Annotated in this window: 19 protein-coding genes, 2 pseudogenes and 1 riboswitch; of the genes and pseudogenes, 10 read left to right on the top strand and 11 right to left on the bottom strand. The window is 71.8% G+C overall.

Annotated elements, in window-relative coordinates; genetic code table 11:
• The 3 genes from minD to ACA089_RS00975 all read left to right on the top strand — a co-directional run bounded on the left by minD (nt 1) and on the right by ACA089_RS00975 (nt 1,631).
• A complete protein-coding gene (gene minD / locus ACA089_RS00985; RefSeq protein WP_372012573.1) occupies nt 1–810 on the top strand; it encodes a septum site-determining protein MinD in 810 nt (269 codons plus the stop codon).
• A gap of 2 nt (nt 811–812) precedes the next feature.
• Nucleotides 813–1,067 (top strand): cell division topological specificity factor MinE, encoded by a 255-nt coding sequence (gene minE / locus ACA089_RS00980; RefSeq protein ID WP_372012571.1) that lies wholly within the window; start codon nt 813–815, stop codon nt 1,065–1,067.
• Nucleotides 1,068–1,154: 87 nt separating this feature from the next.
• A complete protein-coding gene (locus ACA089_RS00975) occupies nt 1,155–1,631 on the top strand; it encodes a hypothetical protein (RefSeq protein WP_372012570.1) in 477 nt (158 codons plus the stop codon).
• An 88-nt stretch (nt 1,632–1,719) separates the two neighbouring features.
• Here the strand turns inward: ACA089_RS00975 and ACA089_RS00970 are convergent, their stop codons facing one another.
• Both ACA089_RS00970 and ACA089_RS00965 read right to left on the bottom strand, forming a co-directional pair.
• On the bottom strand, nt 1,720–3,018 hold the full coding sequence (locus ACA089_RS00970) for a sensor histidine kinase (RefSeq protein ID WP_372012568.1): 1,299 nt from the start codon (nt 3,016–3,018) through the stop codon (nt 1,720–1,722).
• Nucleotides 3,011–3,709, bottom strand: coding sequence for a response regulator transcription factor (locus tag ACA089_RS00965; protein ID WP_372012566.1), 699 nt, complete (start codon nt 3,707–3,709; stop codon nt 3,011–3,013). The genes ACA089_RS00970 and ACA089_RS00965 overlap by 8 nt, the downstream gene beginning before the upstream one ends.
• A 297-nt stretch (nt 3,710–4,006) precedes the next feature.
• Between ACA089_RS00965 and ACA089_RS00960 the strand changes: the two genes are divergently transcribed.
• The 3 genes from ACA089_RS00960 to ACA089_RS00950 are packed head-to-tail and all read left to right on the top strand — an operon-like array spanning nt 4,007 to nt 8,409.
• A complete protein-coding gene (locus tag ACA089_RS00960; RefSeq protein WP_372012564.1) occupies nt 4,007–4,651 on the top strand; it encodes a phosphatase PAP2 family protein in 645 nt (214 codons plus the stop codon).
• Complete coding sequence (locus ACA089_RS00955; protein ID WP_372012563.1) at nt 4,648–6,360, top strand: phosphoethanolamine transferase; 1,713 nt, start codon at nt 4,648–4,650, stop codon at nt 6,358–6,360. The genes ACA089_RS00960 and ACA089_RS00955 overlap by 4 nt, the downstream gene beginning before the upstream one ends.
• Nucleotides 6,361–6,393: 33 nt before the next feature.
• On the top strand, nt 6,394–8,409 hold the full coding sequence (locus tag ACA089_RS00950) for a M2 family metallopeptidase (RefSeq protein ID WP_372012561.1): 2,016 nt from the start codon (nt 6,394–6,396) through the stop codon (nt 8,407–8,409).
• 119 nt (nt 8,410–8,528) lie between these two features.
• Here ACA089_RS00950 and ACA089_RS00945 read toward each other — a convergent pair whose 3' ends face one another.
• The gene (locus ACA089_RS00945; protein WP_372012559.1) at nt 8,529–8,951 is read right to left on the bottom strand and encodes a hypothetical protein; all 423 of its coding nucleotides are present in this window, start codon (nt 8,949–8,951) and stop codon (nt 8,529–8,531) included.
• Between the two features lie 24 nt (nt 8,952–8,975).
• A complete protein-coding gene (locus ACA089_RS00940) occupies nt 8,976–10,190 on the bottom strand; it encodes a multidrug effflux MFS transporter (protein WP_372017579.1) in 1,215 nt (404 codons plus the stop codon).
• Between the two features lie 361 nt (nt 10,191–10,551).
• A riboswitch (glycine riboswitch) is annotated at nt 10,552–10,671 on the top strand.
• A gap of 48 nt (nt 10,672–10,719) precedes the next feature.
• Here ACA089_RS00940 and gcvP point away from each other — a divergent pair.
• The 3 genes from gcvP to ACA089_RS00925 all read left to right on the top strand — a co-directional run bounded on the left by gcvP (nt 10,720) and on the right by ACA089_RS00925 (nt 15,443).
• Nucleotides 10,720–13,635 carry an aminomethyl-transferring glycine dehydrogenase gene (gcvP, locus tag ACA089_RS00935; protein WP_372012558.1) on the top strand — a complete coding sequence of 972 codons (2,916 nt, stop codon included), beginning with the start codon at nt 10,720–10,722 and terminating at the stop codon, nt 13,633–13,635.
• A gap of 117 nt (nt 13,636–13,752) precedes the next feature.
• Nucleotides 13,753–14,700, top strand: coding sequence for an aminotransferase class IV (locus tag ACA089_RS00930; RefSeq protein WP_372012556.1), 948 nt, complete (start codon nt 13,753–13,755; stop codon nt 14,698–14,700).
• Nucleotides 14,697–15,443: a sulfotransferase-like domain-containing protein gene (locus tag ACA089_RS00925; RefSeq protein WP_372012554.1), complete on the top strand. Its 747-nt coding sequence runs from the start codon at nt 14,697–14,699 to the stop codon at nt 15,441–15,443. Before ACA089_RS00930 ends, ACA089_RS00925 begins: the two co-directional genes overlap by 4 nt.
• A 36-nt stretch (nt 15,444–15,479) precedes the next feature.
• On the opposite strand, the gene ACA089_RS00920 is transcribed toward ACA089_RS00925, so the two are convergent.
• Entirely contained in the window at nt 15,480–16,847 is a 1,368-nt protein-coding gene (locus tag ACA089_RS00920; protein WP_372012553.1) for an amino acid permease, read from the bottom strand.
• 316 nt (nt 16,848–17,163) lie between these two features.
• Here ACA089_RS00920 and ACA089_RS00915 point away from each other — a divergent pair.
• Nucleotides 17,164–17,649 (top strand): annotated as a pseudogene (locus ACA089_RS00915) (HupB); the annotation flags it as partial.
• Nucleotides 17,650–17,850: 201 nt separating this feature from the next.
• Here ACA089_RS00915 and ACA089_RS00910 read toward each other — a convergent pair.
• The 6 genes and pseudogenes from ACA089_RS00910 to lexA form a co-directional block, all read right to left on the bottom strand.
• A complete protein-coding gene (locus ACA089_RS00910; protein ID WP_372012549.1) occupies nt 17,851–18,468 on the bottom strand; it encodes a GIY-YIG nuclease family protein in 618 nt (205 codons plus the stop codon).
• Between the two features lie 197 nt (nt 18,469–18,665).
• Nucleotides 18,666–19,241 (bottom strand): annotated as a pseudogene (locus ACA089_RS00905) (alpha-ketoglutarate-dependent dioxygenase AlkB family protein); the annotation flags it as partial.
• Nucleotides 19,242–19,377: 136 nt separating this feature from the next.
• Nucleotides 19,378–22,704, bottom strand: a complete 3,327-nt coding sequence (locus ACA089_RS00900; protein WP_372012547.1) for an error-prone DNA polymerase — start codon at nt 22,702–22,704, stop codon at nt 19,378–19,380.
• Nucleotides 22,701–24,161, bottom strand: coding sequence for a Y-family DNA polymerase (locus ACA089_RS00895; protein WP_372012545.1), 1,461 nt, complete (start codon nt 24,159–24,161; stop codon nt 22,701–22,703). Before ACA089_RS00895 ends, ACA089_RS00900 begins: the two co-directional genes overlap by 4 nt.
• A 9-nt stretch (nt 24,162–24,170) precedes the next feature.
• The gene (imuA, locus tag ACA089_RS00890) at nt 24,171–24,797 is read right to left on the bottom strand and encodes a translesion DNA synthesis-associated protein ImuA (RefSeq protein WP_372012543.1); all 627 of its coding nucleotides are present in this window, start codon (nt 24,795–24,797) and stop codon (nt 24,171–24,173) included.
• A 1-nt stretch (nt 24,798) separates the two neighbouring features.
• Nucleotides 24,799–25,455, bottom strand: a complete 657-nt coding sequence (gene lexA / locus ACA089_RS00885; protein WP_372012541.1) for a transcriptional repressor LexA — start codon at nt 25,453–25,455, stop codon at nt 24,799–24,801.
• Between the last annotated feature and the right edge of the window lie 17 nt (nt 25,456–25,472).

The raw sequence follows: 25,472 nt of genomic DNA, 5'->3' as shown, positions 1-25,472 counted from the left end.
TTGGCTGAAATCATCGTAGTCACGTCCGGCAAGGGCGGCGTCGGCAAGACCACTTCCAGCGCCAGCATCGCCATCGGCCTGGCCAAGCGCGGGCACAAGGTCGCGGTGATCGACTTCGACGTCGGCCTGCGCAACCTGGACCTGATCATGGGCTGCGAGCGGCGCGTGGTGTACGACTTCGTCAACGTCGTCCACGGCGAGGCCACGCTCAAGCAGGCGCTGATCAAGGACAAGCGCTTCGACAACCTCTACGTGCTGGCCGCCTCGCAGACCCGCGACAAGGACGCGCTGACCAAGGAAGGCGTGGAGAAGGTGCTCAAGGACCTGGCCGCCGACGGCTTCGACTACATCGTGTGCGACTCGCCGGCCGGCATCGAGAAGGGCGCGTTCCTGGCCATGTACTACGCCGACAAGGCGGTGGTGGTGGTCAACCCGGAAGTGTCCTCGGTGCGCGACTCCGACCGCATCATCGGCCTGCTCGATTCCAAGACCCGCCACGCCGAGGCCGGCGAGCCGCTGCCCGCCCACCTGCTGCTGACCCGCTACAGCCCGGGCCGCGTGGCCAGCGGCGAGATGCTCAGCATCACCGACGTGGAGGAGGTGCTGGGCCTGAAGGCACTGGGCGTGATCCCCGAATCGACCGACGTGCTCAACGCGTCCAACAAGGGCGAACCGGTGATCCTCGAAGGGGAGTCGGAGGCAGGCCAGGCCTACGACGATGCGGTCGCCCGCCTGCTCGGCGAGGAGCGGCCGATGCGCTTCACCACGCTGGAAAAGAAAGGCTTCTTCAGCAAGCTGTTCGGAGGTTGAGCATGGGCCTGTTCGATTTCCTGAAGGCGAAGAAGGACACCGCGGCCACGGCCAAGAACCGGCTGCAGATCATCATCGCGCAGGAGCGCAGCAGCCGCGGCGCGCCCGACTACCTGCCGCTGCTGCGCCGCGAACTGCTCGAGGTGATCAAGAAATACGTCAACGTCGACGTCGATGCGGTCAAGGTCGACGTGATCAAGGATGGCGACCACGACGTGCTCGACATCTCGGTCGCGCTGCCGGAAGGCAACAGCTGATCGCGGGCCGGGGCCCGGCCCCGGCCCGATCCTTCCGCGGGAATACGCGCGGTGGCCGCTGCGGCAGGCCACCGCCACCGGACCACGATGGATCCCACGCCCCCTTCCGAGATCCTCTGCCTGCGCGACATCGCGCTGGCCGATGCCTCCGCGTTGCTGGCGCGCCATGGCCTGGCGCTGGAGGCGGTTGCCGACGGTGCACCGATCCCCGGCAGCTACTGGGGCGAACCCGAGGCCGGCATCATCGGCAGCACGGTCTACGCGCGCGGTGACACGCCGGTGCATTCGATGCTGCACGAGGCCTGCCACCTGATCGTGCTGCCGGCGGAGCGCCGCGCCTCGGTGCACACCGACGCCACCGACTCGGTCGCCGAAGAGGACGCCACCTGCTACCTGCAGATCGTGCTGGCCGACGCCCTGCCCGGGGTCGGCGGCGCCCGGCTGATGGCCGACATGGACGCCTGGGGCTACACCTACCGGCTGGGGTCGACCAGGGCCTGGTTCGAACACGACGCCGACGATGCGCGGCACTGGCTGCTCGAACGCGGCCTGCTGCCGGCCTGACCCCCCCCTCGAAGGCGGCGCCCCGGGGGCCCTCTTGGGCCTGGGCATCGCCCGTTCCGGGCCGCGAAGCGCGATCCCCGCTGCCCGCTCAGCGCCCCAGCGACGCCCCCAGGTCCAGGACCGCGCGCGTGCCCTGCGGCTGGCGCGAGGTGAAGGCCAGCCGCCAGCCCAGGTGTTCGCACAGCCGCGCGACCAGCTCCAGGCCGATCCCGTCCGCGTATTCGCCGCCGGAACCGCGCGCCAGGCGCGCATGGATCGCGCTGATCTCCTCCGGCGCCATGCCGTGGCCCGGATCGTCGATCGTCGCCACCGCGTCGGCCGACAGCGACACGCGCACCACGCCGCTGTCGCTGCTCTCGACCGCGTTGCGCAGCAGGTTGCCGATCGTGGCCTGGACCACGCCCGGCGGCGCGATGATCGTGCACGGCGCGAGTTCGCCGTACTCGATGTGCAGCTGCTTGTCGCCGAGCAGGTGGGCGTGGTCGTCGAGGACGTGGCGGATGACGCGGTCCAGCTCGATCGGCTCGGAGAGCGCGGCCAGGCGCGCCGGATCGCGCGCCAGCACCAGCAGCAGCTGGATAAGCTGTTCCACGCCCTGCGCGGTGCGCAGCACGCGCTGCATCTGCGGGCGCACACGCGCCGGCAGGTCCGGATGCTCCAGCACCAGCTCGGTCGCGCCGCCGATCACCGCCATCGGCGTGCGCAGCTCGTGGCTGGCCGTCGTGATGAACACCCGCTCGCGCTCGACGAACTGCGCGTTCCGCTCCAGGTAGTCGTTGAGCGCGTCGGCGATCACGTACAGCTCCGAGCTGCCGCCGGGCGCCACTTCGATGCGCTGCGCCGGCGCGCCCGGCCGCAGCCGGCCGATGTCGCCCGCCAGCGTCGCCAGCGGCCGGACCAGGCGCCCGACGCCGAGCCACGCGGCCAGTCCGGTCACCACGATCAGGACCAGCCCGCCCAGCAGCGCCGAGCGCTCGGCGAAGGATTCCATCTCGTGGAAATCCTCGATGTCCAGCACCAGCGCCAGCCGCCCGAGCGTCGCGCTGCTGCGGACCATGGCCACGCTCAGCCGGCCGTCGATCCGGATGTCGTCGTGCAGGCCGTCGTGCAACCCGCCGAGGACGGCGGGCACCGCGTCGCCGGCGTCCAGGCGGTACAGGCGCAAGGTGTCCGAATCCTGCCAGCGGTAGGACGGATCGCGCGCGCTGTGCCGCTCGAGCGCGGCCAGTTCGGAGTTCAGCAGCGAGCGCCAGGCGGCATGCTCGGCGTGCTCGTGCACGTGGATGCCGGTGGCGAACACCAGCAGCGAGACCAGCCCGGCGAACGCCAGCAGCCACAGGACCAGGCGACGGCGCAGCGATGCCGGCCGGCGCGCACGCTCAGCCATCGGCGACCTCCTCCGCGGGCATCGCCGCCAGCCGGTAGCCGACCCGAGGCAGGGTATGGATCAGCTTGCGCTCGAAGGGTCCGTCGACGACGCGGCGCAGCTCGTACACGTGCGAGCGCAGCAGGTCGCCCTCGGGCGGCTGGTCGCCCCACAACGCGAACTCCAGCTCGCCGCGGCTGACCGCCGCCGGACTGGCGCGCATCAGCGCCTCGAGCACCTTGCGGCAGGCCGGGTACAGGTGCAGCAGGCGGCCGTCGCGGCGCGCCTCCAAGGTGGCCAGGTCCAGCACCAGGCCCTCGACTTCGAGCACTTTCTTCTGCTGGCGGCCGCGGGCGCGCAGCAGCAGCGCCTCCAGGCGGACCTCCAGTTCGGGCAGGGCGAACGGCTTGGTCAGGTAGTCGTCGGCGCCGGCGCGGAAGCCGGCGATCTTGTCGGGCAGCTCGTCGCGCGCGGTGAGCATGATCGCCGGCGTCTCGGAATGGTGCTGTTCGCGCAGCCGCCGCAACAGCTCGGGACCGTCCATGCGCGGCAGCATCCAGTCCACCACCAGCGCGTCATAGGCCTGGCTGGTGGCCAGGTGCAGGCCGGTCACGCCGTCGGGCGCGGCATCGACCACGTGGCCGCGCGCTTCGAAATAGTCGAACAGGTTGGCGACCAGCTGACGGTTGTCCTCGATGACCAGCAACCGCATGGCCGGATGCCCCGCTTGGCGATGGACCATCTTAAGCCCCGTGCCGTCGGAATCCGGTCGGAATCCCGGTCGTCCGCGAACGCGCGGGCTGAACGCCGGCCCGGCCGTTAACCGCGGGGCAACGCGACTCCGACCGCGCTCCGACAGCGGCATCGACAGCATGGCCCCGCCATCCCCGTCGCCGCTCCCATGAGCCCCCTGTTGTCCGTGCCGTTCCGCCTTGGCCCTCCCGTTGCGGCGCGGTCCACGCGCTTCCTTCTCGACCATCTCGCATGGCCGCTGGCGGCGGCCGCGCTCGTGAGTGCATGGCTCGTGCACGGCGGCGATCGCTGGCTGGCGGACGCCTTCTTCCACCTCGAGGGCGACCGCTGGGCGTTGCGTGACCACTGGGCGACCGCCGGCCTCATCCACCGCGGCGGCAAGTGGGCCAGCGTGCTGGCGGGCGTGGCGGTGCTGGGCCTGTACCTGCGCTCGCTGCGCGGCCGCGGACGGCAGGCCCTGCGCCGGCCGCTGCTCTACCTGCTGCTGGCCACGGCCCTGGGCAGCACTACCGTGTCGGTGTTGAAGTCGGTGACGCACGTCGACTGCCCCTGGGACCTGGCCCGCTACGGTGGCCACCGGGCGCAGGCCGCGCCGTTCGCCCCGCCGCCGGCCGGCGTGCCTCCCGGCAGGTGCTACCCGGCCGGCCACGCCAGCGCCGGCTATGCCTGGGTAGCGCTCTACTTCGCCGCGCGGATGTGGCGGCCGCGCCTGCGCTGGCGCGGGCTGGGCCTCGGCATCGGCGCCGGCGTGCTGTTCGGCCTGGGACAGCAGCTGCGCGGCGCCCACTTCCTTTCGCACGACATCGCCGCGCTGGCCGTGTGCTGGCTGGTATCGCTCGGACTGTTCGGCCTGTTCGCGGCACGCAAGCCGGCCAGGTCCGCGGGGGCGCGACGGGCATGAGCACCTGGATCCTGCGCCGGCACCCGCTGCCCGCGCTAGGCGCCTGGCGGCACTGGCGCCCCGGACTGTCGACCGAAGCGCTGGTCGCATGCGCGTCGCTGTTCTTCACTGTCGCCTGCAACGGCCTGTTCTGGCGCAGCGCGCTGGCGGTGCATCCCGGCAGCCTGCGGCTGGCGGCCTCGCTCTTCCTGCTGCTTGCGGGCGTCCACGCGCTGCTGCTGGGCCTGCTGGCCTGGCGCTGGAACGTGCGTGTCCTGCTGACCATGCTGCTGCCGCTTTCGCTGGCCGCGGCGCACTACATGGGGCGCTACCACCTCTACCTCGACGCCGACATGCTGCGCAACGTGCTGGCCACCGACCACAAGGAGTCGGGCGAACTGGTGACGCCGTCGCTGCTGTGGCCGCTGGCCGCGGCGATCGTGCCGGTGCTCGCGACATGGCGGGTCAGGCTCGTACGCCACGGAGCGGCCCGCGCGCTGCTGCGCCGGGGCGCCTTCCTGCTGGGCGCCCTGGCCATGGCTGGCGGCGGCGCGCTGCTCGCCTCCCAGGACGTCTCCTCGCTGCTGCGCGGCCACCGTGAAGTGCGCTACCTCGCCACCCCCGCCAACATCCTTGTCGGCCTGCCGCGGGCGCTGCGCGGCGACAATCCGGTGCGGCATGCACCCAAGCTGGCGATCGGCCAGGATGCGCGCAAGCTGCCGCGGGCGCCCGGCAGCCGGCCGCGCCTGCTGGTGATCGTGGTGGGCGAGACCGTCCGTGCCGCGAACTGGGGACTGAACGGCTACGTCCGCCAGACCACGCCGGAGCTGGAGCGGATCGGCGTGGTCAACTTCCCCGACATGCATGCCTGCGGCACCGCGACGGAAGTGTCCCTGCCCTGCATGTTCTCGCCGTGGGGTCGCCACGACTACGACGAAGCGCGCATCCGCAGCCACCAGTCGCTGCTGCACGTGCTCGAGCACGCCGGCATCGCCACCCTGTGGCGGGACAACCAGTCCGGCTGCAAGGGCGTGTGCGAGGGCCTGGCCGTCGACCGCCTCGGCGATGCCACCGATCCGGCCCTGTGCGCGAACGGCCGCTGCCTGGACGAAATCCTGCTCGAGCGCCTGCCCGAGCGCGTGCGGGCACGGCCGGGGGACCAGGTCGTGGTGCTGCATCCGCTGGGCAACCACGGCCCCAGCTACTTCGAGCGCTATCCCGCCTCCTTCCGCCGCTACACGCCGACCTGCGACACCCCCGACCTGGGCGGCTGCAGTCGCCAGCAGGTCGTCAACAGCTACGACAACGCGGTGCTGTACGCCGACCACGTCCTGGCCCGGACGATCGACACGCTCGGGCGCATGGACGATTACGACACCGCCATGGTGTACCTGTCCGACCACGGCGAATCGCTCGGCGAGAAGGGCCTGTACCTGCATGGCGTGCCATGGGCGATCGCGCCCGAGCAACAGACCCGGGTGCCGATGGCCATGTGGTTCTCGGCCGGCTTCGCCGCCGACCGCGGGCTCGACCTGGCCTGCCTGCGCGAACGCGCCGCCCGGCCCGCCGACCAGGACCTGCTGTTCTCCTCGGTGCTGGGCCTGATGCAGGTCCGCACCGCGCTCTACGACCCGCGGCGCGACCTGTTCGCCGGCTGCGCGCCGAGCGGGCGGCGCCCGGACCGGAGCGCCGGCGCGAGCCGTCTTGCGGCGCTGGGCGCGAGCCACTAGCCTGCCGACACCGCAATCCCACCGGGGAACCCAGTGAAGCACCGCCACCTGCTGCTCCCGCTCGCCATCGCCGCGAGCGTGCTTTCCCTGTCCGCCTGCAAGAAGGAAGCCTCGCCGGAAGGCGACGCCACCGCCGCGGCCTCCGCGGCCAAGCCGGGTGAAACGGCCGACCAGTTCGTCGCCCGCATCAACGCCGAGTACAAGGCCGCCCTGCCCGAGATCACCTCGGCGCAATGGCTGTCGCAGACCTACATCAGCGAGGACAGCCAGCGCGTGGCGGCCAAGGCCAACGAGCGCGCCCTGACCCAGCTCAACGCCTGGATCGAGGAGGCGAAGAAGTTCGAGGGCCAGCCGATGTCGGAGGACAGCAAGCGCACCCTGGCCCTGCTCAAGCTGATGAGCCCGATGCCGGCGCCGCGGGACCCGGCCAAGCTGGCCGAGCTCACCGCCATCGCCACCAAGATGGAAGGCGCGTACGGCGCGGGCAGCTACTGCACCGGCGAGGGCGAGGCGAAGACGTGCCGCCAGCTCGGCGAACTGGAGGACGTGCTGCGCTCCAGCCGCGACTACGACGCACAGCTCGACGCCTGGCAGGGCTGGCACTCCACCGCCACGGACAGCCGCAACGATTACGTGCGCTTCGTGGAGCTGGTCAACGAGGGCGCGAAGGAACAGGGCTACGCCGACGCGGGCGCGATGTGGCGGGCCGGGTACGACATGCCGGCCGAGCAGTTCGCCGCCGAAACCGACCGCCTGTGGGACCAGGTCCGCCCGCTGTACGAACAGCTGCACTGCTTCACCCGCGACCGCCTGCAGCAGACCTACGGCGTGGAGAAGGGCCAGGCCGCCGGCGGCACGATTCCCGCCCACCTGACCGGCAACATGTGGCAGCAGGACTGGGGCAACCTGTGGGACATCCTCCAGCCTTACCCGGGCGCGGGCAGCCTGGACATCACCGCCGCGCTGGAGAAGCAGTACCAGCAGGACCTCGCCGCGGCGCTGGCCAAGCGCGGCGCGGGCGCCGATGCGAAGGCGCGCTTCGAGGCCGAGCGCGAGGCGCAGCTGCAGGTCGCCCGGCAGATGACCGAGCGGGCGCAGGATTTCTACGTCTCGCTGGGCATGCCCAAGCTCCCGGAGAGCTACTGGGCCAAGACCCAGTTCATCAAGCCGCTGGACCGCGACGTGGTCTGCCACGCCAGCGCCTGGGACCTGGACATGGCCGGCGACGTGCGCACCAAGATGTGCATCAAGCCGAACGAGGAAGACTTCACCACCATCTACCACGAGCTGGGCCACATCTATTACGACCTGGCCTACAACGTGCAGCCGCCGCTGTTCCAGAACGGCGCCAACGACGGCTTCCACGAGGCCATCGGCGACACCATCGTGCTGGCGATGACCCCGAAGTACCTCAATTCGATCGGGCTGGTGGACGCGCCGCAGGAAAGCCACGAGGCGGTGATCAACAACCAGATGCGGATGGCCCTGGCCAAGGTCGCGTTCCTGCCGTTCGGCCTGATGATCGACCGCTGGCGCTGGGGCGTGTTCGACGGCTCCATCACCCCGGACCACTACAACCAGGCGTGGTGGGACCTGAAGGCGAAATACCAGGGCGTGGCCCCGGTCGGCGCGCGCGGCGAGGAGTTCTTCGACCCGGGTGCCAAGTACCACGTCCCGGGCAACACCCCGTACACGCGCTACTTCCTCTCGCACGTGCTGCAGTTCCAGTTCTACAAGTCGCTGTGCGAGGCCGCGGGCCACACCGGGCCGCTGTACGAATGCAGCTTCTACGGCAACCCGGAAGCGGGCCGCAAGTTCCAGGCGATGCTGGCCCGCGGCGCCAGCCAGCCCTGGCAGGCCACGCTCAAGGAACTGACCGGCAGCGAGCAGATCGACGGCGGCGCGGTGCTGGAATACTTCGCCCCGCTGCAGGAATGGCTCAAGCAGCAGAACCAGGGCAAGCAGTGCGGCTGGCAAGGCACGTCGGCGGCCGCACCTGCGGCGCCCCAGGCCCCGGCCGCGCCGCAGGCGCCGGCCACTCGCGGCTGAGTCCGGCCTCGATGAAGGAAGACGAGGCCGGCGCACGCCGGCCTCGTCGCATCAGGGGCGCGGCCGGCCCGGGTCCGGCCTGCGCGGGGCGGCTTCCCGGCACGCTGCCGCGGCGCGCCTCAATGCGCGGGCGCGGAGGGCTCGTCCCCGGCGACGGGCTGGACGGCCGCCATCTCTTCTTCCAGCTGCTGCTCGTAGTCGGCCAGCGACTTGCCGTGGGTGGCGGCCTCGAGTTCGGCCTCGTCGCGCAGCGCGTCCGAATAGACCAGCTTGACCGGCACTCCCTGCTGGTCGTGCAGGCGTTGCGCGCGGCGGATCAGCATCAGCACCTGCGCGGCGCTGTCGCTGCTGCCGACGATGCGTCCGTCCATCCCCAGCACCCACACGCCGGACTGGCGGACGATGCCGGCCAGCAGGTTGTCGTCGCGGTCGCGCAGCTCGGCATGCGGCTCGATCGGCGCGGCGCCGGCGCGTGCCTGGTTGCGGTCACGCTGCGCCTTGCGCTTGCGGGCGTCGCGGCGGGCCTTGGACTGGATCGACATGAGGGTACTCCGGAAGGACGGGAATCAGAGCTGTTCGCCCGGCTCCAGCGTGGGCGCGGACGGCGGCGGCGGGAAGCGGCGCGACACGCCGGCTTCCCAGCGCCAGAACACCCAGCCCAGCGCAATGAAGCCGGCCATGCCCAGCGCCAGGGGCAGGCCGTGCTGGCTGAGCAGCGGCGAGAGCACGCCGGCCACCGCCGCGTTGAGCACCAGCTGGGTGAACGCCTGCAGCGAGGACGCCGAGCCGCGCTGGCGCGGGTACATGTCCAGGATCGCCAGGGTCAGCACCGGGAATACCAGGGCCACGCCGAACGCGGCCAGGCTCATCGGCAGCACCGCCCAGGGCAGCGCGAGCTGCGGGGCCAGGGCGCTGTAGAGCACGTTGCCCAGCGCCGCCGCGCCCATGCAGGCATAGCCGACACCGACCTGGTACGGCGGCTTCCAGCGCCCGGCCACGCGCCCGGACAGGAACGCGCCGAGGGTCATGCCGCCGATGGTCGGGAAGAACAGCCAGGCGAATTCCTGCTCGCCCAGGCCGAGCAGGTCCATCACGAACGCCGGTGCCGATGCGATGTACAGGAACAGCCCGGCGAAACCGAACGCGCCCGCCGCGGCCAGGCGCTGGAAGCGGGGATTCAGGGCGATGGCGACGTAGTCGCGCGCGAGCCGGCCCGGCCGCAACGGCATCCGCGCCTCGCGCGGGTGGGTCTCCGGCAGCCACAGGCTGGTGGAGAGCAGCAGCAGCACCGAGAAGGCGGCCAGGAACCAGAAGATCAGCGGCCAGCGCCCGGCGCCCAGCATCCAGCCGCCGATGATCGGCGCGATCGCCGGGGCGATGCCGAAGATCATCGACACCTGGCTCATCAGCCGCTGCGCGTCGCTGCCGTGCAGCACGTCGCGGATCACCGCGCGGCCGACGATCAGGCCCACGCCCGCCGACAGGCCCTGCAACGCACGGAAGGCCAGCAACGTGGGCAGGTCGCGCGCCAGCGCGCAGCCGACCGAGGCCACGATGAACACCGACAGCCCGGCCAGAATGACCCGCCGCCGGCCGATCGTGTCCGACAGCGGCCCGTGGACGATGCTCATCAGCGCATAGGCGGCCAGGTAGACGCTGATGGTCTGCTGCATGGCCAGCTTGTCGGCACCGAACTGCGCGGCCATCTGCGGGAAGGCCGGGAAGATGGTGTCGATCGAGAACGGACCGAACATCGCCAGCCCGCCCAGCAGCAGGGCCAGGCGGCGGGTGGACGGCGCCGGGACCGCGCTCACCGCGGGGCCTCCATCCGCGCCGGCCGGCCACGCGCGGCCATGGCGCCGACGGCCCCGGGCCGTCGGTCCGGAGCCTGCGGGGGCGTGGCGGTGCTGTCCTGCATGCGGTCCCTCGGCCGATTCCGCCACCGGGGCGGGCCGGCGCCGTGGTCGCCCGGGGGCGGGTGCGGCGCTGAATACGTCGCCATGTTAAGCCATCCACCCGCCTCCGGCGGACCGGGCCGCGCGTATAATTCCGCCCACACCGCGTGCGGTGGGAGAAGCGGGGCGACCCGCTGCCGAAGGCGCAAACGCCCGTAATCGCTCAGGCTCCCATACCACCGCGCCGAACACACACTCTGGAGAGACCGGCCGCCCGCCAGGGCCGCGCCGGCGCCGAAGGGGCACGAAGCCGCGACCTCGTCCGCGCAGCTTCCAAACTCTCAGGCAAAAGGACAGAGGGGCACCCTGCCGCGCGACCGCGCGGCGCCTTCCTGCCCCTGTCCGGACCCCAGCCATGTCCCAGCACCCCGCTTCCCTGCGCGACTCCAGCCTGCGCGACCTCGAACAGCACGACGCCTTCGTCGGCCGCCACATCGGGCCCAACGACGCCGAGGTCGAGGCCATGCTCGCCGTGGTCGGCCACGCTTCGCTGGAGGCGATGACCGACGCGATCGTGCCGGCGAGCATCAAGTCGCCCGCGCCGCTGGCCTTGCCGGACAGCCTCACCGAGGAGGAGGCGCTGGCGAAGATCCGCGCCATCGCGCAGAAGAACCAGGTGTTCCGCAGCTTCATCGGCCAGGGCTACTACGGCACCCACACGCCCAAGGTGATCCTGCGCAACATCCTCGAGAACCCGGCCTGGTACACCGCCTACACCCCGTACCAGGCGGAGATCTCGCAGGGCCGCATGGAAGCGCTGATCAACTTCCAGACGATGTGCGCCGACCTGACCGGCATGGAGATCGCCAACGCCTCGCTGCTGGACGAGGCCACCGCCGCCGCCGAGGCCATGACCCTGGCCAAGCGCTCGGCCAAGTCGAAGTCCAACACCTTCCTGGTCGCCGGCGACACCCACCCGCAGACCCTGGAAGTGCTGGCCACCCGCGCCGAGCCCCTGGGCATCACCGTGGACGTGGTGCGTTCGACCGATGCGTTCCATGAAAAGCTCGCCGCCGGCGACTACTTCGGCGTCCTCGTGCAGTACCCGGCGTCCAGCGGCTGGATCGCCGACTGGACCGCCGACGCCGAGGTCATCCACGGCCACCACGCGCTGTTCGTGGTCGCCACCGACCTGCTCGCGCTGACCCTGCTCAAGCCGCCGGGCGAGATGGGCGCGGACATCGTGGTCGGCAACAGCCAGCGCTTCGGCGTGCCGTTCGGCTTCGGCGGCCCGCATGCGGCGTTCATGGCCTGCCGCGACGCCTACAAGCGCTCCATGCCCGGCCGCCTGATCGGCGTATCGGTGGACGCGGCCGGCAACCCCGCCTACCGGCTCACCCTGCAGACCCGCGAGCAGCACATCCGCCGCGAGAAGGCCACCTCCAACATCTGCACCGCGCAGGTGCTGCTGGCGGTGATGGCCTCGATGTACGCGGTCTACCACGGCCCTGAGGGCCTGGCCCGGATCGCCTCGCGGGTCGCGCGCCTGACCGCGATCCTCGCCGAAGGCCTGCGCCGGCTGGGCCATGCCGGCGTGCATGCCACCGCCTTCGACACGCTGTGCATCGATCCGGCCGGCCATGGCCCCGGCATCCTCGAGCGCGCGCGCCAGGCGCGGATCAACCTGCGCGTGCGCGGCAACGGTTCGCTGTGCATCTCGCTGGACGAAACCACCACCCGCGCCGACGTGGAAGCGCTGTGGTCGGTGTTCGCCGCCGACGGCGCCACCCTGCCCTCGGTCGAGGCGCTCGATGCCGATGCGCCCGCGCTGATCCCGGCGGAGCTGCGCCGCACCAGCCCGTTCCTGGCCCACCCGGTGTTCAACACCCACCACAGCGAGCACGAACTGCTGCGCTACATGCGCTCGCTGGCCGACAAGGACCTGGCGATGGACCGCACGATGATCCCGCTGGGCTCGTGCACCATGAAGCTCAATGCCACCGCCGAGATGATCCCGGTGACCTGGCCGGAGTTCGGCGCGATCCATCCGCTGGCCCCGGCCGACCAGGTCCAGGGCTACCACCAGCTGGTCTCCGAGCTGGAGGCGATGCTGGCCGAGTGCACCGGCTACGACGCGGTCAGCCTGCAGCCCAATTCCGGCGCGCAGGGCGAGTACGCCGGGCTGCTGGCGATCCGTGCATACCACGCCTCGCGCGGCGAGACCCACCGCGACATCTGCCTGATCCCCGAATCGGCGCACGGCACCAACCCGGCCTCGGCGCAGATGTGCGGGATGAAGGTCGTGGTCACCAAGTGCGACGCCAATGGCAACGTCGATGTCGAGGACATCCGCCGCGCCGCCGAGAAGCACTCGGCGAACCTGGCCGCGATCATGATGACTTACCCGTCCACCCACGGCGTGTTCGAGGAGGACGTGGTCGAGATCTGCCGCATCGTCCACGAGCACGGCGGCCAGGTGTACACCGACGGCGCCAACATGAACGCGCTGGTCGGCCTCGCCAAGCCGGGCAAGTGGGGTTCGGACGTCTCGCACCTGAACCTGCACAAGACCTTCTGCATCCCGCACGGCGGCGGCGGCCCGGGCGTGGGACCGTGCGCGGTCAAGTCGCACCTGGCCCCGTTCCTGCCGCGCACGCTGGGCGGCGAAGGCAGCGTGGGCATGGTCAGCGCGGCCAGCTTCGGCAGCGCCTCGATCCTGCCGATCAGCTGGATGTACGTGGCGATGATGGGGGCCGGCGGCCTGCGCAAGGCGACCCAGGTCGCGCTGCTCAACGCCAACTACGTCTCCAGGAAGCTGGCACCGCATTACAAGACCCTCTACACCGGCCGCAACGGCCTGGTCGCGCACGAGTGCATCCTCGACATCCGCCCGCTCGAGAAGGCCACCGGCATCTCCGCCGAGGACGTGGCCAAGCGCCTGATCGACTTCGGCTTCCACGCCCCGACCCTGAGCTTCCCGGTGCCGGGCACGCTGATGGTCGAGCCGACCGAGAGCGAGTCGCTGCATGAACTCGATCGCTTCATCGACGCGATGATCGAGATCCGCGAGGAGATCCGCGCGATCGAGGACGGCCGCCTGGACCGCGAGGACAACCCGCTCAGGCACGCCCCGCACACGGCGGTGCAGGTGTCGGGCAGCGAGTGGACCCACGCCTACCCGCGCGAACTGGCCGCCTTCCCGCTGCCCTCGCTGAAGCTGCAGAAGTACTGGCCGCCGGTGGCGCGCGTGGACAACGTCTACGGCGACAAGAACGTGTTCTGCGCCTGCATCCCGGTGGATGCCTACAAGGACGAAGCCGCCGAGGCCTGAGCCCGGCGCTGCGCCGCGACGAAGCCCCGCCCCGCGGGGCTTCGTCGTTTCCGGGGGTGGCGAAACGCTTCGCCGGGCTGGTTTACCATCGGACCACCCCCGCCGCAGGCACCAGGCATGACCCAGGGCACCCAGCATTCGGCCGACGACCCGCGCAACGCGGACATCCTCGTCTCGATCAATGGCGCGATGAAGCCGCGCGGCGAGGCGATGGTGTCGGTGTTCGACAGCGGCTTCGTCCTGGGCGACGGCGTGTGGGAAGGCTTCCGCGTGGTCGGCGGCCACCCGGTGTTCCTGGACGCGCACCTGGACCGGCTGTACGAAGGCGCCAAGGCGATCCTGCTCGACATCGGCCTGGACCGCGCGGCGCTGACGCGCGCGCTCTACGCCGCGCTCGACGCCAACGGCATGCACGGCGATGGCGTGCACGTGCGGCTGATGGTCACCCGCGGGGTGAAGAGCACGCCGTACCAGGACCCGCGCGTGACCGTCGGCCCGGCGACGGTCGTCATCATTCCGGAATACAAGGCCGCTTCGGCCGCCGGCAGCACGCGCGGGCTGTCGCTGTACACCGTGAGCGTGCGCCGCGGGCCACCGGACGTGCAGGACCCCAAGCTCAACTCGCACAGCAAGCTCAACTGCATCACCGCCTGCATCCAGGCCTACGGCGCCGGCGCCGACGAGGCGCTGATGCTCGACCCGCACGGCTTCGTCGCCACCTGCAACTCCACCCACTTCTTCATCGTGCGCAAGGGCGAGGTGTGGACCTCGACCGGCCAGTACTGCCTGGGCGGGATCACCCGCGCCAACGTCATACGGCTGTGCCGCGACAACGGCATCCCGGTGTTCGAGAAGTCCTTCAGCCTGACCGACGTGTACGGCGCCGACGAGGCCTTCGTCACCGGCACCTTCGCCGGGGTGGTGCCGGTGCGCACGGTCGACCATCGCGTCATCGGCTGGGAAGAGCGCGGCGAAGACGCACGCGGGCCGATGGTCAGGCGCCTGCAGTCGCTGTACCAAGCCCTGGTCGCCGCCGACGTCGCCGCGCGCGGGGCGCGCCCGTGAACGCGCCGGTCGGTCCCATCCGCGTGGCGATGTGGTCCGGTCCGCGCAACATCTCCACCGCGATGATGCGCGCCTGGGAGAACCGCGGCGACTGCGCGGTCAGCGACGAACCGCTGTACGCCCACTACCTCGCCCACACCGGGCTGGACCATCCGGCGCGCGAGGCGGTCATCGCCGACGGCCAGACCGACTGGCGGGCGGTGGTCGACGCCCTGCTCGGCCCGGCGCCGGGCGGCGCGCCGGTCTGGTACCAGAAGCACATGGCCCACCACCTGCTGCCGCACGTCGACCACGGCTGGATCGCCGGCCTGCGCAACGTGCTGCTGATCCGCGACCCGCGCCAGGTGGTGGCGTCCTACGTGAAGTCGCGCGCCACGGTCACCGCCGCGGACATCGGCCTTCCCCAGCAGGTCGCCCTGTACGAGGAGCTGTCCGCGCAGGGCCGGCCGCCGCCGGTGATCGACGCCGGTGACTTCCTGCATGCGCCCGAGGCGCACCTGCGGGCGCTATGCGACTGGCTCGGGATCGGCTTCAGCGCACGCATGCTGGCCTGGCCGAAGGGCCCGCGTGCCAGCGACGGCATCTGGGCGCCGCACTGGTACGCGCACGTGTGGGAATCGACCGGCTTCGAACCGCCGGAGCACCGGCAGGTCGAGCTGGAGGGCGAAGCCGCGCGGGTCGCCGCCGAGTGCCGCGGCCCCTACGAACAGCTGCATTCGCTGCGCCTGCGGATCGTGCCGTAGCCGCGCTGCAATGCCGCGCGGCCGGGACGGCGACGGTCAGCGGCGGCGCCGGGCCAGCGCGCTGCCGGCGGCGATGACCGCCGCCAGCACGGCCATCGACAGGAACTGCGCGCGCGTTTCGGCGCCGGCGACCAGCAGCACGAACACCACGCCCAGGATCGCCAGCGCCAGCACGGTCAGGAACGGGAACCCGGCCATGCGGAACGGCAGCCGGGTCCCGGCGCGGTCGGCCCGGCGACGCAGGACCAGCTGCGACAGCAGCGCCAGCGCCCACACCAGCAGGCAGGTCGAGCCGACGATGTTGAGCAGCGTCGGCAGCACGCGCTCGGGGAACAGCAGCTCGAGGCCCGCGGCGACGAAGCCGAACAGCACGCTGGCCAGCACCGCCGCCACCGGTACCAGGCGCCGGTCGGTGCGGCCGAGCAGCGCCGGCGCCTCGCCGCGCTGGCCCAGCGACTGGATCATGCGCGAGGCCCCGTAGAGGTTGGCGTTGAGCGCCGAGAGCAGCGCGATCACCGCGACCAGGGTGATCGCGGTGGCCGCGCCGGGGATGTTGGCCGCCTGCAGCACGGCGGCGAACGGCGACTTCAGCGCCGGGCTGGTCCACGGCACCACGGCGATGATCACCGCCAGCGAGCCCATGTAGAACACGAGGATGCGCCAGGCCACGCTGCGGATGGCGCGCGCCACGCTGCGTTCCGGATCCTCGGTCTCGGCCGCGGCCACCGCCACGATCTCGGTGCCGCCGAAGGCGAACACCACCACCAGCAGCGCCGCGCCGACGCCGGCCAGTCCGTTCGGGGCGAAGCCGCCATGCGCGGTGAAGTTGGCCAGTCCCGGCGAAGCCACGTCCGGCAGCCAGCCCAGCAGCAGCGCCACGCCGACGAGGATGAACGCGGCGATCGCGGCGACCTTGATGATCGCGAACCAGAACTCGAACTCGCCGAAGTTGCGCACACCCATCAGGTTGACCGCGGTGAAGCCGGCCATGAACAGCAGGGCCAGTGCCGGCACCGAGAGGCCTGGCCACAGCCCCGCCAGCAGGCCGGCCGCGCCGACCGCCTCGGCCGCGATCACGATCACCACCTGCACCCACCACAGCCAGCCCACCGTCGCCCCCGCGGTGGCGCCCAGCGCATCGGCCGCGTAGACCGAGAACGCGCCGCGCGACGGGCGCGCGGCGGCCATTTCGCCCAGCGCGTGCATCACGATGATCACCAGCGCGCCGGCCACCAGGTAGGACAGCAGCACCGCCGGCCCGGCCAGCTGCACGCCGACGCCGGAGCCGAGGAACAGGCCGGCGCCGATCGCGCTGCCCAGGCCCATCATGACCAGCTGCCGCGGCTTGAGGGTATGCGCCGGGCGCGGAGCCGCCGCGGGCGTGGCGGGCAGGTCGACGGGCATGGGGCGGAATCCTGGGGAACGAGGGGCGTCACGATACAGGTCGGCCGGCGCCCGCTGCAGTGCCCACGCCGCCCCTTAACTCCGCCGGGTCGGCCGCGGAACGCACTGCGTCGGCGCGCGGCCTTCCCTCGCCTGCCTGCGTGTCCAGGCCACCGGCGCAGGCCGGATCGCCCGTGAGGGCCCTGTCGGGTGAGGCGCGGAGGCAATGGCAAGGGCTGCGAACCCGGCTGCAACCGTGCATCCGCTTTTCACGGTCGCGTGACCGCGCAGTGCTTTAGCTGGGCCTGCACGACGGGTGCATCGCAGGAGTTTCCCCATGCCACGCGGCGACAAGTCCAGCTACACCGACAAGCAGAAGCGGCAGGCCGAGCATATCGAGGACAGCGAGAAGGAAGAGGGCCGCAGCCAGGAGGATGCCGAGCGCATCGCCTGGGCCACCGTCAACAAGCAGGACGGCGGCGGCAAGCAGTCCGGATCGGGCCGGAAGACCACGTCCGGCGCGCGCGGCGGCGCAAGGAAGGCCACCAAGAAGGCCGCGAAGAAGGCGACGCGGAAGACGGCGAAGAAGGCCACCGGCGGAGCGACGAAGAAAGCGGCGAAGAAGTCCACCGAAGCGGCGGCGAAGAAGGCCGCGACGAAGAAGTCGGCGACGAAGAAGTCGGCGGCGAGAAAGACGGCGAAGACGTCGACGAAGGCCGCTAAGAAGGCCAGCAAGGCACCGGCCCGCAAGGCGACGAAGAAGACCGCCAAGAAGGCGGCGCGGAAGACGCCGCGGAAAGCCGCGAAGAATTCCGCGCGCTCTGCGGCCGGAAACGGGGCCAAGCGTTCCAGTAGCCGGGGCAGCGAAACGACCCGGGCGACGGCGCGCAAGAAGACGACGAAGAAGGCGGCCGGCAAGCGGGCTGCGCGCAGGACCGGTGGCGCGAAGGCGTAGTAGGCCGAGGTTGACCACCGCCGGCCGCGACCCCTGCCCGCCCATCCCTTTGCCAGGCAGGCGACTGGCTCAAGCGTGCCGGCCGTACCACCCGAGCACCGCCGGCGCCAGCCATGCGGCGGTGTCCAGGCCCACCGTGGCGTAGCCATCGAGCACGTCGCGGACGCGCCGCTGGGCCGGCGTCGCACCGCACAGCCCGTCCAGCTCGTCGGGCGAGAGCTGGGCCAGGGTCCATTCGTGCAGGCGGTCGGCGCGACGCTCCAGCACGGCCCGCATCCAGCCGTGCAGCGGAAGCACGCGGTAGCCGCGCTGCTCGAGCGCCGCGATCCGGCCCTGCAGCAGGCTTCCCGCACCGCGGAACCACTCGGTATGGCCGCCGGCGGGGACGTGGATCGCGAGTGGCGCCGGGGCGTTGTACTCGCCCAGGCCGGCGCGCAGCTCGAGTTCTAGGTCGCGGGCGTCGCGGACCGATTCGGCCTCCACCAGCACGCCGCGCGCCAGGTCGAAGAACTCGAACCAGCGCGGATGCAGCGCCGCGATGCGCGACAGCGGATCGTTGGAAAAGCCGATCTTGCAGTGGTCTTCCCACAGGCACGGGAAGACATAGGCGTAGCAGCGCCCGTCGACCGGCACGCTGGTGGCCTGCGCGGCGGCACCCAGGGCGGGACCGGCGCGACCCGTGTTCATCGGTCGACCGTGGCCACCGGAGCATCCGGCGCGGCGGGCACACGGGGCACGCGGGAGGCCTGCCTCCCTTCCGCATGCGCCGGCATCGGCATCGCCGCGTCCGGCCGGAGCGACGGACGCTGCAATCCCTGCGCCGGGGTGAACGTGCGGCGCCGGTCATCGTTGCCAGCCGGGCGTGGCAGTGGCCGCGGCACGTCCGGGCGGGCGCGGAACACCACGCTCATCCGCGGCGGCACGGCGCGGGCGGTCTTGGGAATGCCGTGCTCGTGCGTGACCTGGCTGGCGTGGCTCATCACCAGCAGGCTGCCCGGTTCCAGGTCGATGCCGAGCGCGCGGCCGCCGGCTTTGGCGCGGATGTTCATCCTGCGCGGCGCGCCGAGCGACACCAGCGCGATCGGCTCGCCCGGCACGAGCATGTGCAGCTTGTCGTTGTGCATGGCCACGCTGTCCTGGCCGTCGCGGTACAGGTTCAGGCCCGCCGAGTTGTAGGCACCGGGGACGATGGCCTGCACCTGCGACAGCATCGCCGGCAGCGGCAGCCCGTCGGGCAGGCCGCCATGCGCGCCCGGGTCGAACGGATACCAGGCCTGCAGGCGCGGCACGTCGACCACGCGGTCGTACATCGGCCGCCGCTGGTGCTGCCAGTCGCAGCCGTCGCACAGCTGCGTGAACCACGCCCCGGCCAGGTCTTCGCCGACGAACGCGGGCCAGTAGCGGATCCCGCCCTCGGCATCGTCGACCAGCTGGATGGGCGTTGCGGCGAACAGGTCCATGCTCATGCTCGTGCTCCCCGCAGCCGTGCCGCCCCGTCGGGATCGCACGGACACGCGCGGGGACGGGGGCGCCGCATCGCGCACCATCGGCGTGTCGCGCGCGGATGCCGCCGTTCCGCGGTGGTGGCCGGTGCGCTCAATGGAAATCCCTCGAATCGACCGGCAGGCCGCCGAGCAGGCCGCTGAGGTCCTCCATCCGCCCGGCGACGAGGTGCTCCACGCCGTCCACGCGCTCCCAGCGCCCGCGTACGGCCAGCAGCCGCGACTGCAGCAGCGGCTTGCGCTGGCGGATGGCCAGGTGCGGCCAGACGATCACGTTGACCATGCCGTGCTCGTCCTCGAGGGTGACGAAGATCGTGCCCTTGGCCGTGGCCGGGCGCTGGCGCTGGGTGACCAGCCCGGCCACGTGCACCCCGCTGCCGTGCGGCCGGCCACGCAGTTCGCGCGAGCCCAGGATCCGCCGCTGCACCATCTGTTGGCGCAGCAAGGCCATCGGATGGGTGCGCAGGCTCAGCCCGGTGCTGCGGTAGTCGGCCGCCAGCTCCTCGCCCAGGCGCGGCACCGGCAGTTCGATCCGCGCTTCGTCCGGGCTGCCGGGCAGCAGCGGCCGGCGCTGCTCGACGCCGGCCACCGCCCAGCGCGCGGCATTGCGGTGGCCGGCCAGCGCATCCAGCGCGCCGGCCTCGGCCAATGCGTCGCGTGCCTTCGCATCCAGGCCGGCGCGTTGGCACAGGTCGCGCACGTCGGCGAACGGGCGTTGCGCGCGCGCAGCCATGATCGCCTGCGCCGCCTTCTCCGGGATCCCCGCCACCTGGCGCATCCCCAGCCTCAGCGCCGGCTGCCCGCCGTCGTCCCGGCCGCGGCGCGCGTGCCCGCCTTCCAGGGTGTTGTCCCAGTCGCTGTGGACCACGTCCACCGGCCGCACCTCGATGCCGCGGCGCGCGCCACGGCCGCGCCGCGCGTCCTGCACGATCTGGCTGGCCGAATAGAAGCCCATCGGCTGCGCGTTGAGCAGCGCGCAGGCGAAGGCCGCCGGCTCGTGCCGCTTCAGCCAGCAGCTGATGTAGACCAGCTTGGCGAACGAGGCGGCGTGGCTCTGCGGGAAGCCGTAGGAGCCGAAGCCCTTGATCTGCTCGAAGATCTGGTCGATGAACTCGGAGGCGTAGCCTTTGCCTTCCATCAACTCGCGGATGCGCACGCGGTGCGGCTCCATGTCGCCGCCGCGTTTCCACGCCGCCATCGATCGACGTAGGCCGTCGGCCTCAGCCGGGCTATAGCCGGCATGGATCACGAGCTCCATCACCTGCTCCTGAAACAACGGGATGCCCAGCGTTTCGCCGAGGATTTCCCGCACCCCCTCCGATGGATAGGTGACCTTCTCCTTGCCCATGCGCCGGCGCAGGTAGGGATGGACCATGCCACCCTGGATCGGACCAGGACGCACGATCGCCACCTGCACCACGATGTCGTAGAAGCGCGCCGGCTTGAGCCGCGGCAGCATGCTCATCTGCGCACGAGATTCGATCTGGAACACGCCGACGGTGTCGGCGATCTGCATCATCGCGTACGTGTCTTCGTCATCAACCGGAACGGTGGCCATCTCCAGCGTCAGCCCGCGGTGCCGCTCCACCAGGTCGAAGGCCTTGCGGATGCAGGTCAGCATGCCCAGCGCCAGGCAGTCGACCTTGAGCAACTTCAAGGTTTCCAGGTCGTCCTTGTCCCACTGGATGATGGTGCGGTCGACCATGGCCGCGTTCTCCACCGGCACCAGCGCCGACAGCGGCGTGTCGGAGATGACGAAACCGCCCACGTGCTGCGACAGGTGCCGCGGCCGGCCCTCGATCATCCCCGCCAGCGCCAGCACCTTGCGGACCATGGGGTTGCCGGGATCGAAGCCGGCCTCGCGCAGGCGCTGCTCCATCGGGGTCTCGCCGTTGCCCCAGCCGAAGCACTCGGCGAGCAGGCCCACCTGGTCCGGCGGCAGGCCGAATGCCTTGGCCACGTCGCGTACCGCGCTCTTGCCACGGTAGCTGATCACCGTGGCCGCCAGCGCGGCGCGCTGGCGCCCGTACTTTCCGTACACGTACTGCATCACTTCTTCGCGACGCTCGTGCTCGAAGTCCACATCGATGTCGGGTGGCTCGTCGCGTTTTTCCGAAAGAAACCGGGCGATCAGGAGCCTGATCTCGACCGGATTCACGGCGGTAATGCCCAGTGCGTAGCACACCGCGGAGTTGGCCGAGGAGCCGCGGCCCTGGCAAAGGATTCCCTGCGATCTGGCGAAGCGGACGATGTCCTGCACGGTCAGGAAGAACGCTTCGTACTTCTTGAAGGCGATCAGGGCCAGTTCTTCCTCGATCTGCGCACGGACCTTCTCCGGCACGCCTTCCGGCCAGCGCTCGCGCATGCCAGCCTCGGTCAGCGCGCGCAGATGACTGGCTGGGGTGTGGCCTTCGGGCACCAGTTCCTTCGGATACCGGTACTCCAGCTTGCGCATGTCGAAAGTGCAGCGCCGCGCCAGCGCCGCGGCCGCTTCGAGCAGGTGGGCGGGATGGATATTCCCCAGCGCGCGGCGGCTGCGCAGGTGGCGCTCGCCGTTGCGGAACAGCAAGGCGCCGGCCTCGGCCAGCGTGACGTTGTGACGGATCGCGGTCAGCGTGTCCTGCAGCACGCGTTCGCGGCGATGGGCCATGTGCACGTCGCCGCAGGCCAGCGCCGGCAGTTGCAGTTCGGCTGCCAGGGCAAGCAGGTTCGACAGCTTCGCCGCGTCGTCGGTCTCGCGATGCAGTTCCACGCCGAGGAAGGCGCGGTCGCCGAACACCTGCCGCAGCCAGCGTCCCTGCGCCGGATCAGGCTGCGCCCCGGGGATCCACAACGCGAACAGGCCGCAGTGGTCGGCGCAGCCGGGCAGGCCCGGCTCCACGACGGCCCCGTCCGCTTCCCGTCGAGCGGGGCTTGCCCCGCTGCCGTGCGCGCCTGCGGCGATCACCCGCTCCACGTCCCCGCGGGTCAACCGGTAGCCCTTCTTCTCCACGCTGCGCCGGGCAACGGTGATCAGCTCGCACAGCCGGGTGTAGCCGGCATGGTTCTCCACCAGCAGCACGCACTTCAGGCCATCGGCCAGCACGAACTCGCTGCCGACCACCAGTGGCACGCCGGTCGCCTCGGAGGCTTCCAGCGCGCGCACGATCCCCGCCAGCGAGCATTCGTCGGTGATCGCCAGCGCGCTGTAGCCGCAGCGCCGGGCCCGCTCGAACAGCGAGGCCGCATCGCTGGCCCCGCGCAGGAACGAGAAATCCGAGACGCAGTGCAGCTCGGCGTACGCCGGCAGGCCGTCGTCACCGATGGCCGGGTCGTCGTTGGCCGCGCGCAGGCCCAGCCGCTGCGCCACTTCCCACGCACGCGGCGGACGCCCGCCGGGGGTGTCGCGGTCGACGCCGTCGACGGCCTCGTCCCAGCTCATCCGAACCACCCGTGCAGCATCCAGCCGCCCTGCTCGCCCGGCGGTGCGAACGCCCACGCACGCTGGCCCTGCGCGGTCTCCAGCACGTAATAGTCGCGGCGCGCGTCGGCATCGTCCCACCAGCCGCTCTCCAGCCGCTCCGGCCCGGAGAGGATCCGTGCCGTGCCGCGCAGCGGCATCGGTCGTGGCAGCAGCCATGAAGGCCGCGGCGGTCGCGACGGCGCCGGGGCGATCTTCGCCTCGTCGCCCTGCACCCGGCGCCACGCGCGCTCCGGCCGCGGATCGCCATCCGGCGCGACCCGGTACACCGCCTCGTCGCCGAGCCGCGCGCGCAGGCGTTCGCGCAGCTGCGGCCACGGCAGCTGCTGCTGTTGGCGGGTGTCGAACAGGTCGCGGCTGGCCGGCACGAACGGCGGCAGGTGGCGCGCCAGCAGGCGCATGCCGACCACCGGCGCGGGGATCTCCACGCGTTCGAGCCGGCTGCGCGCCAGTTCGAACAGCATCGCCGGCTCGCGCTCGGCGGCGAGCAGGCCGACGTCGACGTCGGTATGCGTGTCCGCATGGCCTGTCGTCCCCTGCCCCGCTCCCGGCGACGACACCCGCTCGTGCTCCAGCCGCAGCACGAAGCGCTGCACGCCGCCGTCGCGGATCGACAGGAAGGTGCACAGGTCGCCGACCAGGCGTCGCAGCGGGAACAGCAGCGCGGTGTGGCTTTCCACCTCGTAGCCCAGCTCGACCCGCGCGTCGAAATGGTCCGGCGGCTGGTAGAGCTCGAGCGGATCGTCGGCCTGGCCGTAGAGCCGGTCCAGGTGCTCCAGCAGCGGCAGGCCGAAGCGCCGGCGCAGCGCATCGCGCGGCAGCGCGCGCAAGGTACGCAGATCCGCAATCCCCATGCGCTGCAGGCGCGTGCCCAGCCCGTCCGGCAGGCAGGCGCGGCGCACCGGCACCCGCTCCAGCTGCGTGGCCATGGTCGCGGCGTGCGGGATCGCCAGGCCATCGCGCAGGCCGGCGAACACCCGCGCCGCGCGCGGCGTCGGCGCCAGCGCGATGCGGTGGCGGAAGCCGAGCGCGTCGAGTTCGCCGCGCAGCCGCGCCTCGATCCGCGGCCACGGCCCGAGCAGGCCGAAACTGCCGCGTACCTCCAGCAGCAGGCAGCCCGGCCACTGCAGGCTGACCAGCGAGCTGTGCCGGTAGGCCCAGGCAGCCAGGAAGCGCTGGACCCGCGCTTCGGCCGCCTCCTCGTACTCGACCATGGCGAAGTCGCGCAGCAGCGCGTGCGCGGCGACCAGGCGCATGCCCGGTGCCAGGCCCGCGGCGGCGGCGGAGGCGTTCACCGCATGCAGCGTGCGCAGCTGCGCCGGGCCGCCGACCAGCGCCAGCGGCGCGTCCGGGTCAGGCCGGCGGCGGAGGACGGCGTCGAGCGCCAGCTGCGGCAGCAGTACACAGGCCCAGAGCATGGCGCCGCCTCACGCCGCGCCTGGCAGGAAGGCCTGCGCCGGCGCCGGCCCGCCGCGGCACTTGCGCACGTGCCACGCGCTGGCGCCGCGCGGGTCGCGCACGCACTCCAGCCGCAGCGCCGCCGGCGAGGCGTTGACCGCATGCTTCCGGTCGCGCAGGGCGAAGCCCAGGCAGGCGCCGCTGTCGGCCGCCACCTGCAGCCGCCGCAGCGCGGCCGCGTCTGCCTGCAGCGGCCAGCCCAGCACCGCCCCGCACGCGCCGCTGCGCAGGCACTGCTCGAACGCCCACAGCGCATCGCGCGGTGACGCCTCGACCACCTGCAGCGCGGCCAGGTCCACGCCTGCGGCCTGCCATGCCGGCGCATAGGGGATGTACGGCGGCGCGACCAGGGCCACGGTGCCGCCCTCGCCGGTGATGCGCGCCAGCGTCGGCAGCAGCAACGACAGCTCGCCCACGCCGTCGGCGGGCAGCAGCAGTTCGGTCAGCGCGCGGCGCGGCCAGCCGCCCTGCGGCAGCAGCGCATCGAGTGCGGCATGGCCGGTGGGCTCGCCGTCGGCGGCGATCGCCGCGCTGCGCCCGGCGTGCCACAGCGTGCGTGCGGCCAGCAGCGATTCGAGGGCGACGGCCGCTGCCATCTCAGCCCTTCCGCACCAGGCCGCAGTACACGCCTTCGATGGCGAAGTCCTGGCCCGGCTCCACTTCGATCGGCGCATGCGCCGGGTTGCGCGGCAGCAGGCGGATCGTCCGCCGCAGGCGCTGCAGCCGCTTGATGGTCAGTTCGCCGTCCACGCGCGCGACCACGGTCTGGCCGTCGCGGGCTTCCGGCGTGCGGTGCACGCCGACCAGGTCGCCGTCGAGGATGCCGTCCTCGATCATCGAGTCGCCCTGCACCTTGAGCAGGTAATCGGGCCGCGGCGAGAACAGGCGCCGGTCCAGCCACAGCCGGCTTTCAGGGTCGATGAAGCTGGCGTCGGCGTGCAGGCCGAGCCGGGCCACGCCTTCGGCGCTGACCGGCGTACCGGCCGCGACCCGTCCCAGCACCGGCAGCGGCAGCAGGTCGGCGCCACCGCCGGGCAGGCGCAGGCCGCGCTTCTGGCCCGGGGCCTGCTCCAGCAGGCCGTCGGCGACCAGCGCCTGCACGTGCTTCTGCGCGGCGTTGCGCGAGGCGAAGCCGAAGGCGTCGGCGATCTCGGCCAGGCTGGGCGCGCGCCCGGCGGCCAGTTCGGCGCGCAGGAAGGCCAGCACGGCGGCACGCTGGGGCGGGAGGACGGCGGGAACGTCGGCGGGGCTCATGGTGTACATTTGTACAC

It is taken from the genome of Pseudoxanthomonas fibrivorans, assembly GCF_041464125.1.
GTDB lineage: Bacteria > Pseudomonadota > Gammaproteobacteria > Xanthomonadales > Xanthomonadaceae > Pseudoxanthomonas.
Note: the sequence above shows the minus strand (reverse complement) of the source record. Positions and strands in the feature narration are given on the sequence as shown.

Bases quoted from the DNA above. Each gene is read 5' to 3' on its own strand.
- minE (WP_372012571.1), top strand. From the start codon at position 813: ATGGGCCTGTTCGATTTCCTGAAGGCGAAGAAGGACACCGCGGCCACG.
- ACA089_RS00975 (WP_372012570.1), top strand. From the start codon at position 1,155: ATGGATCCCACGCCCCCTTCCGAGATCCTCTGCCTGCGCGACATCGCG.
- ACA089_RS00970 (WP_372012568.1), bottom strand. From the start codon at position 3,018: ATGGCTGAGCGTGCGCGCCGGCCGGCATCGCTGCGCCGTCGCCTGGTC.
- ACA089_RS00965 (WP_372012566.1), bottom strand. From the start codon at position 3,709: ATGCGGTTGCTGGTCATCGAGGACAACCGTCAGCTGGTCGCCAACCTG.
- ACA089_RS00955 (WP_372012563.1), top strand. From the start codon at position 4,648: ATGAGCACCTGGATCCTGCGCCGGCACCCGCTGCCCGCGCTAGGCGCC.
- ACA089_RS00945 (WP_372012559.1), bottom strand. From the start codon at position 8,951: ATGTCGATCCAGTCCAAGGCCCGCCGCGACGCCCGCAAGCGCAAGGCG.
- gcvP (WP_372012558.1), top strand. From the start codon at position 10,720: ATGTCCCAGCACCCCGCTTCCCTGCGCGACTCCAGCCTGCGCGACCTC.
- ACA089_RS00930 (WP_372012556.1), top strand. From the start codon at position 13,753: ATGACCCAGGGCACCCAGCATTCGGCCGACGACCCGCGCAACGCGGAC.
- ACA089_RS00920 (WP_372012553.1), bottom strand. From the start codon at position 16,847: ATGCCCGTCGACCTGCCCGCCACGCCCGCGGCGGCTCCGCGCCCGGCG.
- ACA089_RS00910 (WP_372012549.1), bottom strand. From the start codon at position 18,468: ATGAACACGGGTCGCGCCGGTCCCGCCCTGGGTGCCGCCGCGCAGGCC.
- ACA089_RS00900 (WP_372012547.1), bottom strand. From the start codon at position 22,704: ATGAGCTGGGACGAGGCCGTCGACGGCGTCGACCGCGACACCCCCGGC.
- ACA089_RS00895 (WP_372012545.1), bottom strand. From the start codon at position 24,161: ATGCTCTGGGCCTGTGTACTGCTGCCGCAGCTGGCGCTCGACGCCGTC.
- imuA (WP_372012543.1), bottom strand. From the start codon at position 24,797: ATGGCAGCGGCCGTCGCCCTCGAATCGCTGCTGGCCGCACGCACGCTG.
- lexA (WP_372012541.1), bottom strand. From the start codon at position 25,455: ATGAGCCCCGCCGACGTTCCCGCCGTCCTCCCGCCCCAGCGTGCCGCC.